Consider the following 17,874-nt stretch of genomic DNA (forward strand, 5'->3'; position numbering starts at 1 on the left):
CCAAAACCATTCGCATGCAACGCCGCATCCAAAAGGGCCGGATGAAGCCCGAACCGAACCGCCTCCGCCCGCTCCGACTCCCCCAACTCCACCTCCGCGAACACCTCACCACCCCGACGCCACACCGCCCGCAACCCCCGAAACGCAGGCCCATAGCCATAACCGACCGCCTCGACGCCCTCGTAGAAGCCGGAGACGTCGATGGATTCGGCGCCCGGCGGGGGCCAAGCGGTGAGGTCCGTACCGGGCAAGGCGGCCGGCTCAGGGGTGAGCAGTCCCTCCGCGTGCAGGGTCCACTCCTGGTCGGGGCCGGACTCCGCGGGACGGGAGTAGACGGAGAGCGCACGCCCGCCTCCCTGTGCGTCCGCTGCGCTCACGACCACTTGGACATGGGTGTCCCCCTTCTCGGGGAGGACCAGCGGTGCCTGGAGCGTGAGTTCGCTGAGCTGACCGCAGCCGACCTCGTCCCCGGCCCTGATGGCCAGCTCGACGAACCCGGTGCCGGGCAGCAGCACCGTGCCCGCGACGGAGTGGTCGGCCAGCCACGGGTGCGTACGCAGGGAGAGTTGACCCGTCAGGACCAGGCCGCCGTCGGCGGCAAGGCTCACCGCCGCCCCGAGCAGCGGGTGGTCTGCGGCAGCGAGACCCGCGCCACTGACGTCGGCAACGGATGAGCTGGACTCCAGCCAGTAACGGCGGTGCTGGAAGGCGTAGGTGGGGAGGTCGACGTGGGTGACGGTGCGGCCCGCGAAGACGGACGACCAGTCGATGTCGGCGCCCTGGACCCAGAGTTCGGCTGCGGCCGCGATGACGCGGGTGTTCTCGTCCTCGTCCCGGCGCAGGGTACCCACGACACTCACGTGCTGGTCGGCCGCTTCCGCGATGGCCTGCACCGCCGTGGTCAGGACCGGGTGCGCGGACACCTCGATCAGACGGGAATGGCCCTGCGAGAGGGCTTCCTGGATCGCGTCAGTGAAGCGCACCGGCCGACGCAGACCCTCGTACCAGTACGTGGCGTCCATCGTCGTCGTATCCAGTGGCTCACCGGTCACCGTCGAAACCAACGGAACGCGGGAAGCCCGCGGGCGCACCGGAGCCAGGGCATCGAGCAGACGGCCCCGGATGTCCTCCACCTGCGCCGAGTGCGAGGCGTAGTCCACCGGAACCCTACGCGCCCGCACACCGGCCGCCTCCACCAGAGCCGCGATCTCCTCCAGGGCTTCAGGATCACCGGCCACCACCGTGGCGTCCGGACCGTTGAAGACAGCGACCGACACCCGATCGCCGTACGGCCGAACCCACTCCGCAGCACGCTCCGGACCCGTCGCCAGCGACAACATGCCACCACGGCCAGCCAGTTCCTCCCGCACCGCCGCCGACCGCAGCGCCACCACCCGCGCCGCATCCTCCAACGACAGCGCACCCACCACCGCAGCAGCCGCGATCTCACCCTGCGAATGACCAATCACGGCACCAGGCGCGACACCGAGCGACTCCCACACCGCAGCCAGCGACACCATCACCGCCCACAACACCGGCTGCACCACATCAACCCGCTCAAGCCACGAGTCGTCCCCGCCGCGCAGTACCTCTGTCAACGACCAGTCCACGAACGGCCCCAGCGCCGCCTCGCAGTCACCGATCCGCGCCGCGAACACCGGCGAGGACTCCAACAACCCCCGCCCCATCCCCACCCACTGCGACCCCTGCCCCGGGAACACGAACACCGGAGTTCCAGCCCCGGAGGCGACCCCGGAAGCAGTCTGTGCCGTCACTCCACCCGAGGCCAACGCCTCAAGTCCAGCGCTCAGTTCAGCCTGCTCACGCCCCCACACGACCGCCCGGTGCTCCAGCGCCGAGCGTGAGGACCACAGCGCCCACCCCACATCCACCGGCGAAGCCGATACACCCGTAAGTCGCCCTGCCTGCGCGGCCAATGCCTCCGCCGTGCGCCCCGACACCAGCCACGGCACCACCGGCGACCCCGACAAGCCCCCCGCGCCCGGCACCACCGCCGGCGCCGCGCCGGGCTCCGCCTCCTCCAGGATCAGGTGCGCGTTCGTCCCGGAGACCCCGAAGGAGGACACGGCGGCGCGGCGGACGTGGTTGTCCCGGGTGGGCCAGTCGCGGGGCTCGGTGAGGAGGCGGACGTTGCCGGAGTTCCAGTCGACATGGGGGGTGGGTTCGTCGATGTGGAGGGTGCGCGGCAGTACGCCCTCGCGCAGGGCCATGACCGTTTTGATGACGCCGGCGACACCCGCGCACGCGCCCGAGTGGCCGATGTTGGACTTGATGGAGCCGAGCCACAGCGGGTGGTCCTCGGCTCGGCCCTGGCCGTAGGTAGCGAGGAGTGCCTGGGCTTCGATCGGGTCGCCCAGGGTGGTGCCCGTGCCGTGTGCTTCGACGGCGTCGATGTCGCGCGGGGTGAGGCGGGCGTTGTCTAGGGCCTGCTGGATGACGCGGCGCTGGGCCAGTTCGCTCGGGGCGCTGAGGCCGTTGCTCGCGCCGTCCTGGTTGGTGGCCGAGCCGCGGATGACGGCGAGGACGTGGTGGCCGTTGCGGCGGGCGTCGGAGAGGCGTTCCAGGAGGAGGACGCCGACGCCCTCGGACCAGATGGTGCCGTCCGCCGCGGCGGCGAATGCCTTGCAGCGGCCGTCCCGCGCGAGTCCGCGCTGGCGGCTGAAGCCGATGAAGCCGGAGGGGGTGGGCATGACGGTGACTCCGCCGGCGAGGGCGAGGTCGCACTCGCCGTTGCGCAGGGCCTGGACGGCGAGGTGGGTGGCGACGAGGGAGGAGGAGCAGGCCGTGTCGACGGTGACGGCGGGGCCTTCGAGGCCCAGGACGTAGGAGATCCTGCCGGAGACGACGGCGGTCATGTTGCCGGTGACGAGGAAGCCCTCGATCTCCTCGGGGAGCGTGTCCAGGCGGGCGGCGTAGTCGGCGGCCACGGCTCCGGCGAAAACGCCGGTGCGGGTGGATCGCAGGGTGGCGGGGACGATGCCCGCACGTTCCACGGCCTCCCAGGAGGCTTCCAGCAGGAGCCGCTGCTGGGGGTCCATGGCGAGTGCCTCGCGCGGCGAGATGCCGAAGAACTCGGGGTCGAAGTCGGCGGCGTCGTGCAGGAATCCGCCTTCGACCACGTAGCTCTTGCCGTAGGCGTCGGGGTCGGGGTCGTGGAGGTTCTCGTCCCAGCCCCGGTCGGTGGGGAACGGGGTGATGCCGTCGGTGCCGTCGGCCACCATGCGCCACAGTTCCTCGGGGGTGGTGACACCGCCGGGGAAGCGGCAGGCCATGCCGACGACGGCGACCGGGTCCTGATCCCTGGCCTCCAGTTCGCGCAGCCGCTGACGTACCTGGGAGTAGTCGGCCGTGACGCGCTTGAGGTAGGCGCGGAGCTTGTCTTCGTTGTTCGGCATCTCGGGGGCTCCCTAGGCTCCAAGCTCGCGGTCGATCAGGTCGAACATCTCGTCGTCGGTGGCGGAGTCGAGGGCGCTGTCGTCGAGGAGGCCCTCGCCGGGGCCGTCGCCCGTGGATGCGTTGGTGCCGGTCCATCGCCAGAGCACCGCTTCGAGTCGCTTCACGACGCGGGTGCGGGCGGTGTGGTCGGCGATGCCGGGTTCGACGGCCGCGAGGGCGGTGTCGAGGCGTTCGATCTCCGCTAGGACGCGGTCGGTGTCGTCGGCCGGGGCCGGGGCGCCGTTGGCGGCGGCGAGCCGTTCGTCCAGGTGCGCGGCGAGGGCGGTGGGGGCGGGGTAGGTGAAGACCAGGGTGGGCGGGAAGGTCAGCCCGGTCCTGGCGGCGAGGCGGTTGCGGAGCTGGACGGCCATCATCGAGTCGAAGCCGATGTCCTTGAACTGCCGTTCGGCGTCGACGGCTTCGGCCGAGTCGTGGCCGAGGACGGCCGCGGCCTGACGGCGCACCAGGTCGGTGAGGTGGTGCAGGCGTTGGTCGGCGGTGAGTGCGGCGAGGTCGCGGGCGAGGGCGCCGCCCGCGGCGGGATCGTCCGCATCGTCGGCGCGGGCGGCGTCGCGGCGGCGGGTCGGTCCGGCGGGTACGAGGTCCCGCAGCTCCGGTGGGAGGGTGCCGTCGGCCGACCGGCGGCGAAGATCCGCCGGCTCGAGGCGGACGGCGACCAGGGGCGGCAGGCTCCGGTCGAGGACGGTGGCCAGGGCGCGGGCCGCGGTGGCGCGCGGTGCCGGCGTGGGGTCCGCTCCGGTGTCCCGTGCGGGCTCGGCCGGGTCGTCCCAGGGTGGGCCGGTGACCAGGGCGACGGGCAGTCCGGCGGCGCGACGGCGGTGGACGAGGCGGGTGAGGCGCGTGTCGGGCCGGGGGGCGAGTACGGCGAAGGCGTGGAGGGCGGTGTTCGTGGTCAGGTCGTTCAGGTGGAGGGTGGTGGTGGGGTCCGCCGCGGTGTCGACGACCGCGGTGGGTCGGTGGTGGGTGAGGAGCTCGGAGAGCCAACTCCGGTCGGTCAGATCACCCTTGGCTCGTTCGAGGGTCGCTTCATGGGTGCGGAGGAGGTCGCCGAGGCCGCCGCTTTCGAGGGCGGTGGTCAGCTCGGTGAGGTCCTCGCCTTCGGGGGCGGCGACGAGCAGGGAGCGGACGGCTCGTTCGGTCACCAGATGCCGGACGAGGGTGGCGGCGAGGGCGCCGTCACCGGCGGCGGTCAGCAGTACGGTGCCGTCGAGCGGTACCGGGCCGCCGTCGAGCGCTACCGGGCCGTTGTCGAGCGGTACGGGGCCGTTGTCGAGCGGTACGGGGCCGTTGTCGAGCGGTACCGGGCCGCCGTCGAGCGGTACCGGGCCGCCGTCGAGCGGTACCGGGCCGCCGTCGAGCCGTGCGTGAGGTCCGGTGTCCGGGGTCTTCGGCTCGGGCGTGCTCAGGCGCCTGGCGCGCGGGGCCAGGAGGGTGTCGTCGCGCAGGGCGAGGATCGGTTCGGCGGCGGCGCGGGCGGTGTGGAGGGCACGGGGGATGTCGGGGTCCGCGCCCGTGTCCAGGTCGAGATGGACGACACGGCCGGGGTGTTCGGTCTGGATCTGCCGTACGAGGTGGTGGAGTTCGTCGGGTTGGGTTGGGGTGGCCTGCTCCGAGGAGGTGCCGTCGGCGTCGGCCGGTGCGCCGGTCGGCTCGACGTCGGTGACGAGGGCGCCGCGGGTGATCACCGCCAGGCGCGTTCCTGTGAGCCGTTCGTCGGTGAGGCAGCGCTGGAGCAGAGCCGCGGTCCGCTCCTCGGCGGTCGTCGTACCGTCGGTGGAGCCGGTACGGGCGGTGGCGTGGGCCAAAAGCGCCCAGTCCGGGGCGGGCAGGCCCGCGTCCAGAGTGGCCAGGAGGCCTTCGAGGTCCGGGTGGCCGACGACCGCGTGACCGTCCTCCTGGAGGGTGACGGCGAGGTCGAGCGGGTCGTCGCCCAGGACGGTCCAGGTGGTGAACGCGTCGTCGCTCCCTTCGAGCGTCCGGTGTTCGGACGGCGCTTCGGGTGCCCGGTGTTCGGACGGCTGCCGCCACTCTGTGTGCAGCAGTGCATCGGCGGGTGCGGCGGCGGCGAGTTGTCCCGCGTCGACGGGGCGCTGGACCAGCGCGGCGATTTCGGCGACGGTGCGGCCCGCCGGGTCGGCCAGCAGGATCCGGGTGCCGTCGGGACCGGCGGGAGTGAGGCGGACGCGAAGCTCGGTGGCGCCCGTGGCGTGCAGGCGGACGTCGGACCAGGCGAAGGGCTGACGCAGCGCTGCGGCGCCGGGCCCTGCGGCGCCGGGCCCCGCTTCCGGGGTGGCGACGGGGTGGGCGAGGCCACCGGCTTGGAGTGCGGTGTCGAGGAGGACCGGGTGCAGTCCGTAGCGCTGGGCCTCGGCTCGCAACGCTTCGGGGAGGGCGGCCTCGGCGTAGATCTCGTCGCCCAGCCGCCAGGCTGCTCGCAGCCCCTGGAAGGCGGGGCCGTAGCCGTAGCCGGCTGCCTCCGCGGCGGCGTAGAAGCCCGAGATGTCCAGTGGTTCGGCGCCGAGCGGGGGCCAGGTGGTGAGGGGTTCGGAGGCCGCTTCGGCGGGGCCGCCATGGGCCGCCGGATACGTGCCCGTCCCCGTGCCCGCGCCCGTTCCCGCGCCCGCGCCCGTTCCTGGGTCGTGGGGTTCCGGGTGGGGGAGCAGGACGCCCTCCGCGTGGCAGGTCCAGGGCTCGCCGGCGGGGCTGTTCTCGGAGCGGGAGTGGACCGCCACCGTGCGCAGGCCGTCGTCGCCCGGGGCGCCCACGGCGACTTGCAGGAGTACTCCGCCACGCTCTGGCAGGACCAGCGGGCTGCCCAGGACGAGTTCGCGCAGCCGTCCGCATCCCGCTTCGTCGCCGGCGCGGATCGCCAGTTCGGTCAGGGCCGAGCCGGGGAGCAGCGGGGTGCCCAGCAGACGGTGCTGTCCCAGCCAGGGGTGGCCGTGCGCGGCGAGGCGGCCGGTGAGGAGCAGCCCGTCGTCGTCGGCGGGGCGTACGACCGCGCCGAGCAGGGGGTGTGCGGTGTCCATGAGTCCGAGGCCGGCCGGGTCGCCCGTGGTTCCGGCGGGGGCGGTGAGCCAGTAGCGGCGCCGCTGGAAGGGGTAGGTGGGCAGGTCGACAGGGTGGACGGTGCGCCCTGTGTGCAGGCCGGTCCAGTCGACGTCGGCTCCGGCGGTCCACAGGGCGGCGGCGGCCGCGGCGAACCGGTCGGGTCCGCCTTCTTGGCGGCGGAGGGTGCCGGTCACCACGGCGGGGCAGGCGGCCGCGGCGGCGATGTCCTCCAGCGCCGCGACGAGGACGGGGTGGGCGCTGACCTCGACGAGCGTGGTGTGGCCGAGGTCGAGGGCGGCTTCCACGGCGGTGCGGAAGGCTACCGGTTCGCGCTGGTTGCGGAACCAGTAGGCGGAGTCCAGGGCTGCCGTGTCGTACACGCCGCCGGTCACGGTGGAGAGGAACGTGGTCCGGCCGGGTCCGGGCCGGACCGTTCCGATGGCGGTGAGCAGCCGCTCCTTGATCTCCTCCATCTGGGGGGAGTGGGAGGCGTAGGACTGGGCGACGCGCCGGTACCAGACGCCGTCCGCCTCCAGTTCCGCGATGAGCGCGTCCAGCGCCTCGTGGGTGCCGGCGACCACGGTGGAGGACGGGCTGTTGACGGCGCCGACGGACAACGAGCCGTGGCGGGCGGCCAGCCGCTCGGCGAGTTCCTCGGCGCCCTCGGCCACCGACACGACTCCGCCGCGCCCGGTGAGTTCGGCGCCGATCGCCGCGCGGGCGGTGATGACCCGGGCGGCGTCCTCCAGGCTCACCGCCCCGGCGACGACGGCTGCGGCGAGTTCGCCCTGGGAGTGGCCGACGACGGCGGACGGTGTGACGCCGAGCGCTTCCCAGACGGCGGCCAGCGACACCATCACCGCCCACAGTGCCGGCTGGATGATCTCGACGTGCTCGGTCCAGTCCGCCCAACGGGATTCCGGATCGGGGCCGTTGAGGATCTCGGTGAGGCTCCACTCCACGAACGGGGCGAGTGCTGCTTCGCATTCGGCGATGCGGGCGGCGAAGACGGGGCTGGTGGCGAGGAGTTCGCGGCCCATGCCGTCCCACTGGGAACCCTGCCCGGGAAAGACGAACGTGACGCCCGCGGGTGTCCTGGCGCGGCCGGTGACGATCTGACCGGCCGTGGCGTCGGCGCCCTGAGCGAGGGCGCGGGCCGCGTCCAGCAGGGCGGTGCGGTCCGAGCCGAGGAGGACGGCGCGGTGTTCCAGGGCGGCGCGGCGGGTCAGCAGCGCGAAGGAGACGTCGGCGGGGTCGGAGGCATCGGGCTTCGAGAGGACGACGGAGCCAGCGGCTACGGGCTTCAAGTGGTGCACGGAGTCGGGGACTTCAGGCTTCAAGTGGTGCGCGGAGTCGGGGACTTCGGGCTTCAGGTGGTCGGCGAGTCCCGCCGCCTGGGCTCGCAGCGCGTCCGCGTCCCGGGCCGAGAGGAGCCACGGCGGGGGCCCGTTCCGCCAGACCGGTTCACCGGCGCCGGGCTGGGGTGCGGGAGCCGTGGCATCGGCGGGGTCCGGGGCTTCCAGGATGACGTGGGCGTTGGTGCCGCTGATACCGAAGGAGGAGACACCGGCGCGCCGGGCGCGGCCGGTCTCCGGCCAGGGAGTCGCCTCGGTGAGGAGGGCGACGTCACCGCTGTTCCAGTCGACGTGCGGGGTCGGCTCGTTCACGTGCAGCGTCTTCGGCAGCAGCCCCTCGCGCATCGCCAGCACCATCTTGATGACACCGGTGACTCCGGCGGCGGCCTGGGTGTGCCCCAGGTTGGACTTCACCGAACCGAGCCGGAGCGGGCGGTCCGGTGCCCGGCCCTGGCCGTACGTGGCGAGGAGTGCCTGCGCCTCGATCGGGTCGCCCAGCGTGGTGCCGGTGCCGTGCGCCTCGACGGCGTCGACGTCGGCGGTACCGAGGCCCGCGTCGGCGAGGGCGGCGCGGATGACGCGTTGCTGGGAGGGGCCGTTGGGGGCGGTGAGCCCGTTGGAGGCGCCGTCCTGGTTGACCGCGGTGCCCTTGACGACGGCGAGGACGCGGTGTCCGTTGCGGCGGGCGTCGGAGAGACGTTCCAGGAGCAGCATGCCGACGCCCTCGGCGGGTGCGAAGCCGTTGGCGTCGGCGGAGAAGGCCCGGCACCGTCCGTCGGCGGACAGTCCGCGCTGCCGGCTGAACTCCAGGAATATCGACGGCGACGGGAGCACGGTGACACCGCCCGCGAGGGCGAGGGAGCACTCCCCGTCGCGCAGGGCCCGCGCGGCGAGGTGCAGGGTGACCAGCGAGGAGGAACAGGCCGTGTCGACCGTGATGGCCTGGCCCTCCAGGCCGAGCGCGTAGGCGACCCGGCCGGACGCGACACTCGCGGAGTTGCCGATGCCGAGGAAGCCTTCGAGGTCCTCCTGGCCGGGACCGTAGGCGCCCGCGTAGTCGAAGGCGACCAGGCCGACGAAGACGCCGGTGCGGCTGCCGCGGAGCCGGTGCGGGTCGATCCCCGCGCGTTCGATGGTCTCCCAGCCCGCTTCGAGGAGGAGCCGCTGCTGCGGGTCCATGGCGAGCGCCTCACGCGGCGAGATCCCGAAGAATCCGGCGTCGAAGGTGTCCGCGCCGGTCATGAAGCCGCCTTCACGACCGTAGGTGCTGCCCGGCCGTTCGGGGTCGGGGTGGTAGTAGTCCTCGATGTCCCAGCCGCGGTCGTCGGGGCAGGGGGTGATGGCGTCGCGGCCCTCGACGAGCAGTTCCCACAGTGCCTCGGGCGAGTCGACCCCGCCGGGCAGCCGGCAGCTCATGCCGATGACCACGACGGGATCGTCGTCGGTCGCGCCGCCGGCCCCCGCGGCCAGTGCCTCCGCCCCCGCGGTCTCCTCCAGGTCCGGGAGGAGCCGGGTGAGGAGGTGGCGGCCCAGCGCGCCGGTGGTCGGGTAGTCGAAGACCAGAGTGGTGGGCAGCCGCAGGCCGGTGCGGGCGATGAGCCGGTTGCGCAGGTCCACCGCGGTGAGCGAGTCGAAGCCCAGTTCCCTGAAAGGGCGTTCGGGATCCACGCGCTGCGGGGACGCGTGCCCGAGCGCCCCGGCCACCTGCTGCCGTACGACGTCCACCACGGCCCGCTCCCGGTCCCGGGCGGGCAACGCGGCGATCCGGACCGCGAGGTCCTCGGCCGCCGGCGTACGGCCACCCCCGGCATCCTGGAGGGCTCCGCGCGCCTCCGGCAGTTCGGCGAGCAGGGGCCCGGGGCGGCTGCCGGTGAAGGCGTCGGCGAACCGGCCCCACTCCGCGTCCATCACGGTGATCGCGCCCTCGGGACCGGTCCCGCCGAGCACCGCCCGGCGCAGCGCCGCCACGGCACGCGCGGGCTCCAACGGAACCAGACCGGCTCGCCGCACGCCCGTCTCGACGATCCGCTCACCCGCCATGCCCGCACCGGCCCAGGGTCCCCAGGCGACGGACGTGGCGGGCAGTCCAACGGCCCGCCGACGCGCGGCCAGCGCGTCGAGGGAGGCGTTGGCGGCCGCGTAGGCGGCCTGGCCGAGGGTCCCCAGGGTGCCGGACACGGAGGAGAACAGAACGAAGGTCGACAAGTCATGACGGAGCGTCAGGTCATGCAGATGCCGCGCCGCGGCCAGCTTCGGCCGCAGCACCCGCCGCAGCGCGTCCTCGGTGAGATGGGCGACCACCCCGTCCTCGACGACGCCCGCGGTATGCACCACAGCCGTGAGGGGCACCTCCTCCGGTACGTCGGCCAGAACCGCGGCAAGCCGCTTCCGGTCGGACGCGTCGCACGCCGTCACCGTGACCCGCGCACCCGCGGCGCGCAGTTCGCCGGCCAACTCCTCGGCGCCGGGCGCCGCGGGGCCTCGGCGGCTGAGCAGCAACAGGTGCTCGGCACCCGCCTCGGCGAGGGCACGGGCGACATGGGCGCCGAGGGCTCCGGTACCGCCGGTGATCAGTACGGTGCCCCGCGGCGGCCACTCCCCCGCTTCCCGAACACCGGCACCCGCACCGGCACCTGCACCTGCCCCGGCGGCGGCTCCGGCTCCGGCTCCGGCTCGAACGAGCCTGCGACCCAGCAAACCGGCTGGCCGGACGGCGAGTTGATCCTCACCGCCCGCGCCACGCAGCGCGGTGGCGAGCAGTCGGCCGGTCCGCTCGTCCAGCGCCTCGGGCAGGTCGACGAGTCCGCCCCATAGATCGGGCAGCTCCAGCGCCACGACCCGGCCGAGCCCCCAGAGCGCGGCACCGGCCAGGTCGGGCGCGCTGTCGGAGGGCGTGGCGCCCACGGCACCTCGGGTAGCACACCACAGAGGCGCATCGATCCCGGTGACGGTGAGCGCGTGCAGCAGAGCGAGGGTGGCGGTGAGCGCCGGGGCCAGGCCGTCGGCGTCAGGATCGAGGGCGCCAGGATCGCACCCGAGTAGGGAAAGCACTCCCGTGTACGGGGTCTCGTCGGCGGAGAGCCCCGGCTCGGCGAGCCGCTCGACGAGCGTCGACCCGGCGCCCGAGCCGACGGCGATCGGAACGGGCAGGGTGACCGTCTGCATCCCGGCGGTGGCCAGAACGGCCAGAACCTCGGAGACTCCGGCGGTGTCACCTCCCGTCTCGGGCACGGCAACCAGCCAACGACCCCTCGCCGTATCCTCCGTGGCGGTCAGCGGCTTCCACGTGACCGAGTAGCGCAGGCCGTCGGCGGCGCTCCGCTCCCTGCGCCGGCGCCTCCAGGCCGCCAGGGCGGGCAGAGCTTCCCGCACCACGTCATCCGTACCTTCGAGGGCCTCGGCGAGAGCGTCGGCATCCTCCTTCTCCACGGCATCCCAGAAGCGAGCCTCCTCGACGTCGACGTCGACCGTCGTCGCGAGGTTCGGGGAGCTGTCGATCCAGTAGCGGTCGCGTTGAAAGGCGTAGGTCGGGAGGTCGACACGGCGGGGGTTGCGGTCGGCGAAGTAGGCGGGCCAGTCGACGTCCACACCACTGACCCAGAGCCGGGACACGGCAGACGTGAACGTCTCGACCTCGTTATGACCCCGGCGGGTCGCGGGAACGAACAGCCCCTCCACACACTCCGCACCCATCGCCGTCAGCGTCGCATCCGGCCCCAACTCCAGAAACTTCGTCACGCCCGCATCGGAAAGCCAGGCCACACCATCAGCGAAACGGACCGACTCACGGATGTGCCGGACCCAGTACGCAGGCGTGCACATTTCCTGGCCTGCAATCCGCCCCGAAACGTTCGACACCACAGGAATACGCGGCTCAGCGAACTCGACACTCGCAGCCACCCGCTCAAAATCGTCGAGCATCGGCTCCATCAAGGAGGAATGGAACGCATGGGAAACCGCCAAGCGGCGCGTCTTCACACCCAAGCCAGTCAACCGGCGCCGTACAGCCTCGATTTCCGTCTCGGGGCCTGAAATGACCACGGAAGCGGGGCCGTTAACGGCCGCTACGTCCACCGACCCGAGGAGTTCTTCGATCTCCGCGAGCGGGGCCTGGACCGACAGCATCGCCCCACCCGCGGGCAACGCCTGCATCAACCCACCCCGCGCAGCCACCAACCGACACGCATCCTCCAGCGTGAGAACCCCCGCCACATGCGCGGCAACCAGCTCCCCCACCGAATGACCCATCACAAAGTCCGGACGCACACCCCACGACTCGACAAGCCGATAAAGCGCCACCTCAAACGCAAACAACCCCGCCTGCGCAAAAACCGTCTCATCCAGCCGACCAGACCCCCCAGCCGACAACACCTCCACCAACGACCCAGGCAGCAAACCCTCAAACCCCGCACACACCTCACTCAACGCACCAGCAAACACCGGGAACTGAGCCGCCAACTCCGCACCCATCCCCGCCCGCTGCGCCCCCTGCCCCGTAAACAACACCGCCAGCCGACCCTCAACCACAGGCCCCGCCGACTCCACCCCACCCAGCGCAGCCGTCAGCTCCTCGCCACCGGACCCCCACACCACCGCCCGATGACCCAACGCCGCCCGACCACAAGCCAGCGACCACCCCACATCCACCGGATCCCCAACAACACCAACCAGCCGCCCCGCCTGCGCCGCCAACGCCCCCGCAGACCCCCCCGAAACCACCCACGGCACCAACCCACCCACAACCGGAGGAGCCTCAGCGACCTCCGTCTCCGGCGCCTCTTCCACAATCACGTGGGCGTTCGTGCCGCTGATGCCGAAGCCGGAGACTGCGCCTCGGCGGGTCCGCTCGCCGCGTTTCCAGGGCACTGTCTCTTGCAGTACCTCCACCGCGCCCGCGGACCAGTCGACGTGCGGGGTGGGTTCGTCCACGTGGAGGGTGCGCGGTAACACGCCCTCCCGCATGGACATCACCAGCTTGATGACTCCCGCCACACCGGCGGCGTACTGGGTGTGACCGATGTTGGACTTCACCGACCCCAGCCGCAACGGGCGTTCCGCTGAACGGCTTTGGCCGTACGTCTCCAGGAGTGCGTGGGCCTCGATGGGGTCACCCAGGGCGGTTCCGGTGCCGTGTGCCTCGACGGTGTCCACGTCCGTCGCGTCGAGCCCGGCGTTGGCGAGCGCGGCTCGGATGACACGTTGCTGCGCGGGCCCGTTGGGTGCGGTGAGGCCGTTCGAGGCGCCGTCCTGATTGACCGCTGAGCCGCGTACGACGGCCAGCACCCGGTGGCCGTTCCGCTCGGCGTCCGACAGCCTCTCCAGGAGCAGGACTCCGGCGCCCTCGCCCCAGCCGGTGCCGTCGGCGGCCGCCGCGAAGGCCTTGCAGCGGCCGTCGGCGGCGAGGCCGCGCTGGCGGCTGAACTCGACGAAACCGAACGGGGTGGCCATGACCGCGGAGCCTCCCGCGAGGGCCATCTCGCACTCGCCGTTGCGCAGGGCCTGAACGGCCATGTGGAGGGCGACCAGAGACGACGAGCAGGCCGTGTCGACGGTGACCGCGGGCCCTTCGAAGCCGAAGGTGTAGGCGACCCTGCCGGACATGACGCTGGAGGTGCTGCCGGTGAGGGCGTAGCCCTCGGCTCCCTCGGGCAGGCGTCCGCCCGTGGTGCCGTAGCCGGAGTGGCCGCCGCCGACGAAGGTGCCGACCTGCCTGCCGCGCACGTCCGCCGGGTCGATGCCGGCGCGCTCCAGCAGTTCCCACGACGTCTCCAGCAGCAGGCGTTGCTGGGGGTCCATGGCCAGGGCCTCGCGCGGGGAGATGCCGAAGAGGTCGGCGTCGAACTCGGCCGCGTCGTGGAGGAATCCGCCTTCCCGGACGTACGAGGTGCCCGTGCGGTCCGGGTCGGGGTCGTAGAGGGTTTCCAGGTCCCAGCCTCGGTCGGCGGGGAAGGCGGACATGGCGTCCGTCCCGGTCTCCACGAGCCGCCACAGGTCCTCGGGCGAGCGGACGCCTCCGGGGAAGCGGCAGGCCATGGAGACGATCGCGATGGGTTCCCGGGCCGCGGCCAGCAGCCTGCGGTTCTGCTTGCGGAGCCGGTCGGCCTCCGTGAGCGAGGCCCGCAGGGCGGCGACGACCTTGTCGTTCCGGTCGTCTCCGGTGGGGTTGGTCATGACGCCTCCGTCTTCTCGGGTTGTCGTCTCAGGAGCCGGAGTCGGCATCCCCGAGGGCCATGCGGACGAGGTCGTCGACCTCCATGTCCGCTATGGCGTCGGTGGTTCCGCCGCCGTCGCCGACGGTGGTGGGTTCCGTCGCGGCCTCGGCGCGGGCGAGGCGCAGCAGTGCGTCCGCGAGACCGGCCTCCCGGACGAGGTGGGGCGGGAGGGTGGCCAGGGCGTGGGCGAGATCCACGTCCCGGGCCTCCTCGGACGGGTCCTGGGCCGCGTTCGCGCCCTCGGGTGGGGGCGCGATCCTGTCGAGCAGGTGTCTGCTGAGGGCGAGCGGTGTCGGCTGGTCGAAGACGACGGTGGTGGCGAGGCGCAGGCCGGTGGCGGTGCCGAGCCGGTTGCGCAGTTCGACCGAGGTCAGCGAGTCGAAGCCGAGATCCTTGAACGGGCGGTTGGCTTCGACGGCGCGGGTACCGAGGTGGCCGAGGACGGCGCTCGCGTGGGTGCGGACCAGTTCGAGCAGCCGGTGCTCGCGTTCCGCGGTGCCGAGGGCGGCGAGGGCGGCGGTGAACGCGGCGGCTCCCTCGGCTCCGGGTGCGGTGTCGGCTGCCCGGCCGCGGCCACCGGCCCTGACGAGGGTGCGGAGGAGGGGCCCGATGTCGGCGGGGGTGCGGGCGCGGGAGCGTGCCAGGGAGAGGTCGAGCCTGAGCGGGACGGCGAGTGCCGCGTCCAGGCGCAGGGCGGCGTCGAAGAGGGCGAGGCCGGTCTCGTCGTTCATCGGCCTGACCAGTCCGTCCTGGCGGGCTCGGTCGGTGGCGGGCCGGTCCAGGTGGCCGGTCATGGCGCTGGCCCGCTCCCACAGGCCCCAGGCGAGGGACAGCGCGGGCAGTCCCGCGGCACGGCGGTGGTGGGCGAGGGCGTCGAGGAAGGTGTTGGCGGCGGCGTAGTTGGCCTGGCCTCCGCCGCCGCACACTCCGGCGGCGGAGGAGTAGAGGGCGAAGAGGGCGAGGCCGCTGTTCCTGGTCAGTTCGTGCAGATGGGTCGCCGCCTCGGCCTTGGCACGCCACACCTGGGCCAGCTTCTCCGGGGTCTGCGCGGTGAGGACTCCGTCGTCCAGGACACCGGCGGCGTGCACGACACCGGTGAGGTTGCGTCCGTGCAGGAGGGCGGCGAGCCGGTCACGGTCGGCCGCGTCGCAGGCGGCCACCTCCACCTCCGCGCCCAACCGCTCGATTTCCGCTACGAGTTCGTCGGTCCCCGGCGCGTCGGGGCCGGTACGGCTGGTGAGCAGCAGGTGCCGTACGCCGTGTGCGGAGACCAGATGGCGGGCGAGGAGTCCGCCCAGGGTGCCCGTGCCGCCGGTGATCAGGACGGTTCCGTCGGGGTCGAGGCGAGGCGGCAAGGTGAGGACGACCTTGCCGATGTGTTTGGCCTGGCTGATGAGCCGGAACGCCTCGGGTGCCCTGCGGACGTCTCGTACGGTCACGGGCAGGGGGGTGAGCGCTCCGGTGGTCAGCAGCCGCAGGATCTCGGTGAGCATCTCGCCGATACGGGTTGCTCCCGCGTCCGCGAGGTCGTAGGCCGCGTAGGTGACTCCGGGGTGGTCGTCGGCGACCCGGGCCGGGTCGCGCCGGTCGGTCTTGCCCAGTTCGAGGAAGCGGCCCCCGCGGGGCAGCAGGTCCAGGGAGGCGTCCACGTAGTCGCGGGTGAGCGAGTTGAGGACGATGTCGGCGCCGGAGCCGCCGGTGGCGGCCTTGAAGGCGTCCCGGAAGCCGAGATCCCGGGAGGAGGCGATCCGTTCGTCCGGGAGGCCCATGCCCCGCAGGACCTCCCACTTGCCGGGGGAGGCCGTGGCGAGCACGGTGGCGCCGAAGTGGCGGGCGAGTTGGACGGCGGCCACGCCGACTCCGCCGGCGCCCGCGTGGACGAGGACGGTGTCGCCCTGCTGGACGGACGCCAGGTCGACGAGTCCGTAGTACGCGGTCAGGAACGCCACCGGCACGGAAGCCGCCTGCTCGAACGACCAGCCCTCGGGGACGGGCGCGAGGACGCGTTCGTCGGTGACCGCGAGGGGGCCGAGGGCGCCGCCCATCAGGCCGAGGACGTGATCGCCGGGCGCGAACCGGGTGACCCCGGGGCCCACTTCGCTGACCACTCCGGCGCCCTCGCTGCCCATGACGGTCTGACCGGGCACCATGCCGAGGCCGATGAGCACGTCCCGGAAGTTGACACCCGCGGCCCGCACCGAGACCCGTACCTGTCCGGTGGCGAGCGGCGCGGTGGCCTCGGGGAAGGGCAGCAGGGTCAGCCCGTCCAGCGTGCCGGAGGCGACCGTGTCCAGCCGCCAGGCGGGCTCGGCGGGCGGCACCAGCGCGTCCCCGTTGCCGGGCCGTACGAGGCGCGGGGCCAGTGGGGTGCCCTCACGGACGGCGATCTGCGTCTCGTCGGCCTCCAGAGCGGCCACCACCGCGGAGACGATCCGGTCCGTGTCGGGCTTCTCCGCCGGGTCCAAGTCAAGGTCCGGTTCCAAGTCAAGGTCCAGGTCCAAGGCAAGGTCCTGGCCCAGGTCCTGATCCTGGTCCAGGTCCAGGTCCAGGTCCAGGTCCAGGTCCAGCAGGAGAAACCGCCCGGGGTTCTCCGACTGCGCGGAGCGCAAGAGTCCCCAGGCGGGGGCGGAGGTGAGATCGATGAGATCGGTGTCGCGGCCCGTCGAGACGGCACCGCGAGTCACCACGACGAGCCGCGAGTCAGCCAGTCGCTCCTGCGCGAGCCACTCCTGGGCAAGACGGAGTACGGCCTCGGTGACCTCCCGCGCGCGGTCGGAGACGGAGGCGGCGGCGTCGGTGACGGCAGCGACCGGAGGGGCCCACAGAACGACGTCGGGGACGGGCTCCCCGGTGGCCGCCGCCTCCAGGTCCGCACATGCGACGGCGCCTGCCGGGACGGGGAGCGTGTCCGACAGCACCGCCCATCGCTCGGCCCGCGCGGCGGCCGGCACGGGAACCGGGGTCCAGTCGAGGACGAAGAGGGAGTCGGCGTCGGGCGCCCCGGTCGCGGCCAACTGTTCGGCGGTGACCGTCCTCAGGACCAGTGAGTCCACGGCGGCGACGGGGACGCCGGTCGGGTCGGCGACCTGAATGCCCAGGGCGTCCTCGCCGTTGGGGGCGATACGCACGCGGAGGCGCTCGGCACCGGACGCGAGGAGGGTGACGCCGGACCAGGCGAACGGCAGCCTCAGTGACGTCGGTTCACCGGTGCGCGCGCCGAAGCCGATGGCGTGCAGTGCGGCATCGAACAGAGCCGGGTGGAGACCGAAGCGGGCAGCCTCGGCGCGTTCCGCCACGGGCAGGGAGACTTCGGCGTACACCTCCTCGCCCCGCAGCCAGACGGCACCCAGTCCCTGGAAGGCGGGCCCATAGCCGTATCCGACGGCAGCCGCCGACGCGTAGAACCCGGCTACGTCCACCTGCTCGGCACCCGGCGGCGGCCACGCGGCGAGGTCGGGCCCGTGATCCTCTTCGACCGGGGCCGCGCTCAGAACCCCCTCGGCGTGCCGCGACCAGGGCCGGTCGTGCTCGGCCCCTGCCGGGCGCGAGAAGACGGCGAGGTCACGGCGCCCCTGCCCGTCGGGCGCTCCGACCACCACCTGGACCTGCGCTCCCGCGTCCACCGGAACGGCCAGGGGTGCCTGGAGGGTGAGTTCGGTGAGGTGCCCGCACCCGACTTCGTCCCCGGCACGGATGGCGAGTTCCACGAACGCGGTACCGGGGAGGAGGACGGTGCCCGCGACGGTGTGGTCGGCCAGCCAAGCGTGCGTCCGCGTGTC

Annotated in this window: 3 protein-coding genes; all 3 read right to left on the bottom strand. The window is 73.0% G+C overall.

The genetic code is table 11. The features are described 5' to 3' along the window. A partial coding sequence (locus AB0E07_RS39360) for a type I polyketide synthase (protein ID WP_362263170.1) occupies positions 1-3,416 on the bottom strand: 3,416 nt, incomplete at its 3' end. Positions 3,417-3,428: 12 nt separating this feature from the next. Further along, entirely contained in the window at positions 3,429-14,054 is a 10,626-nt protein-coding gene (locus AB0E07_RS39365; protein ID WP_362263173.1) for a type I polyketide synthase, read from the bottom strand. A 28-nt stretch (positions 14,055-14,082) separates the two neighbouring features. Continuing rightward, positions 14,083-17,874 (bottom strand): KR domain-containing protein (locus AB0E07_RS39370; protein WP_362263176.1); only part of this gene is annotated, 3,792 nt, incomplete at its 5' end.

Origin of the sequence: Streptomyces sp. NPDC048002 (assembly GCF_040653275.1) — a bacterium.
GTDB lineage: Bacteria > Actinomycetota > Actinomycetes > Streptomycetales > Streptomycetaceae > Streptomyces.

Excerpts from the sequence above, each read along its gene's own strand:
- AB0E07_RS39365 (WP_362263173.1), bottom strand. The coding sequence starts at position 14,054 with ATGACCAACCCCACCGGAGACGACCGGAACGACAAGGTCGTCGCCGCC.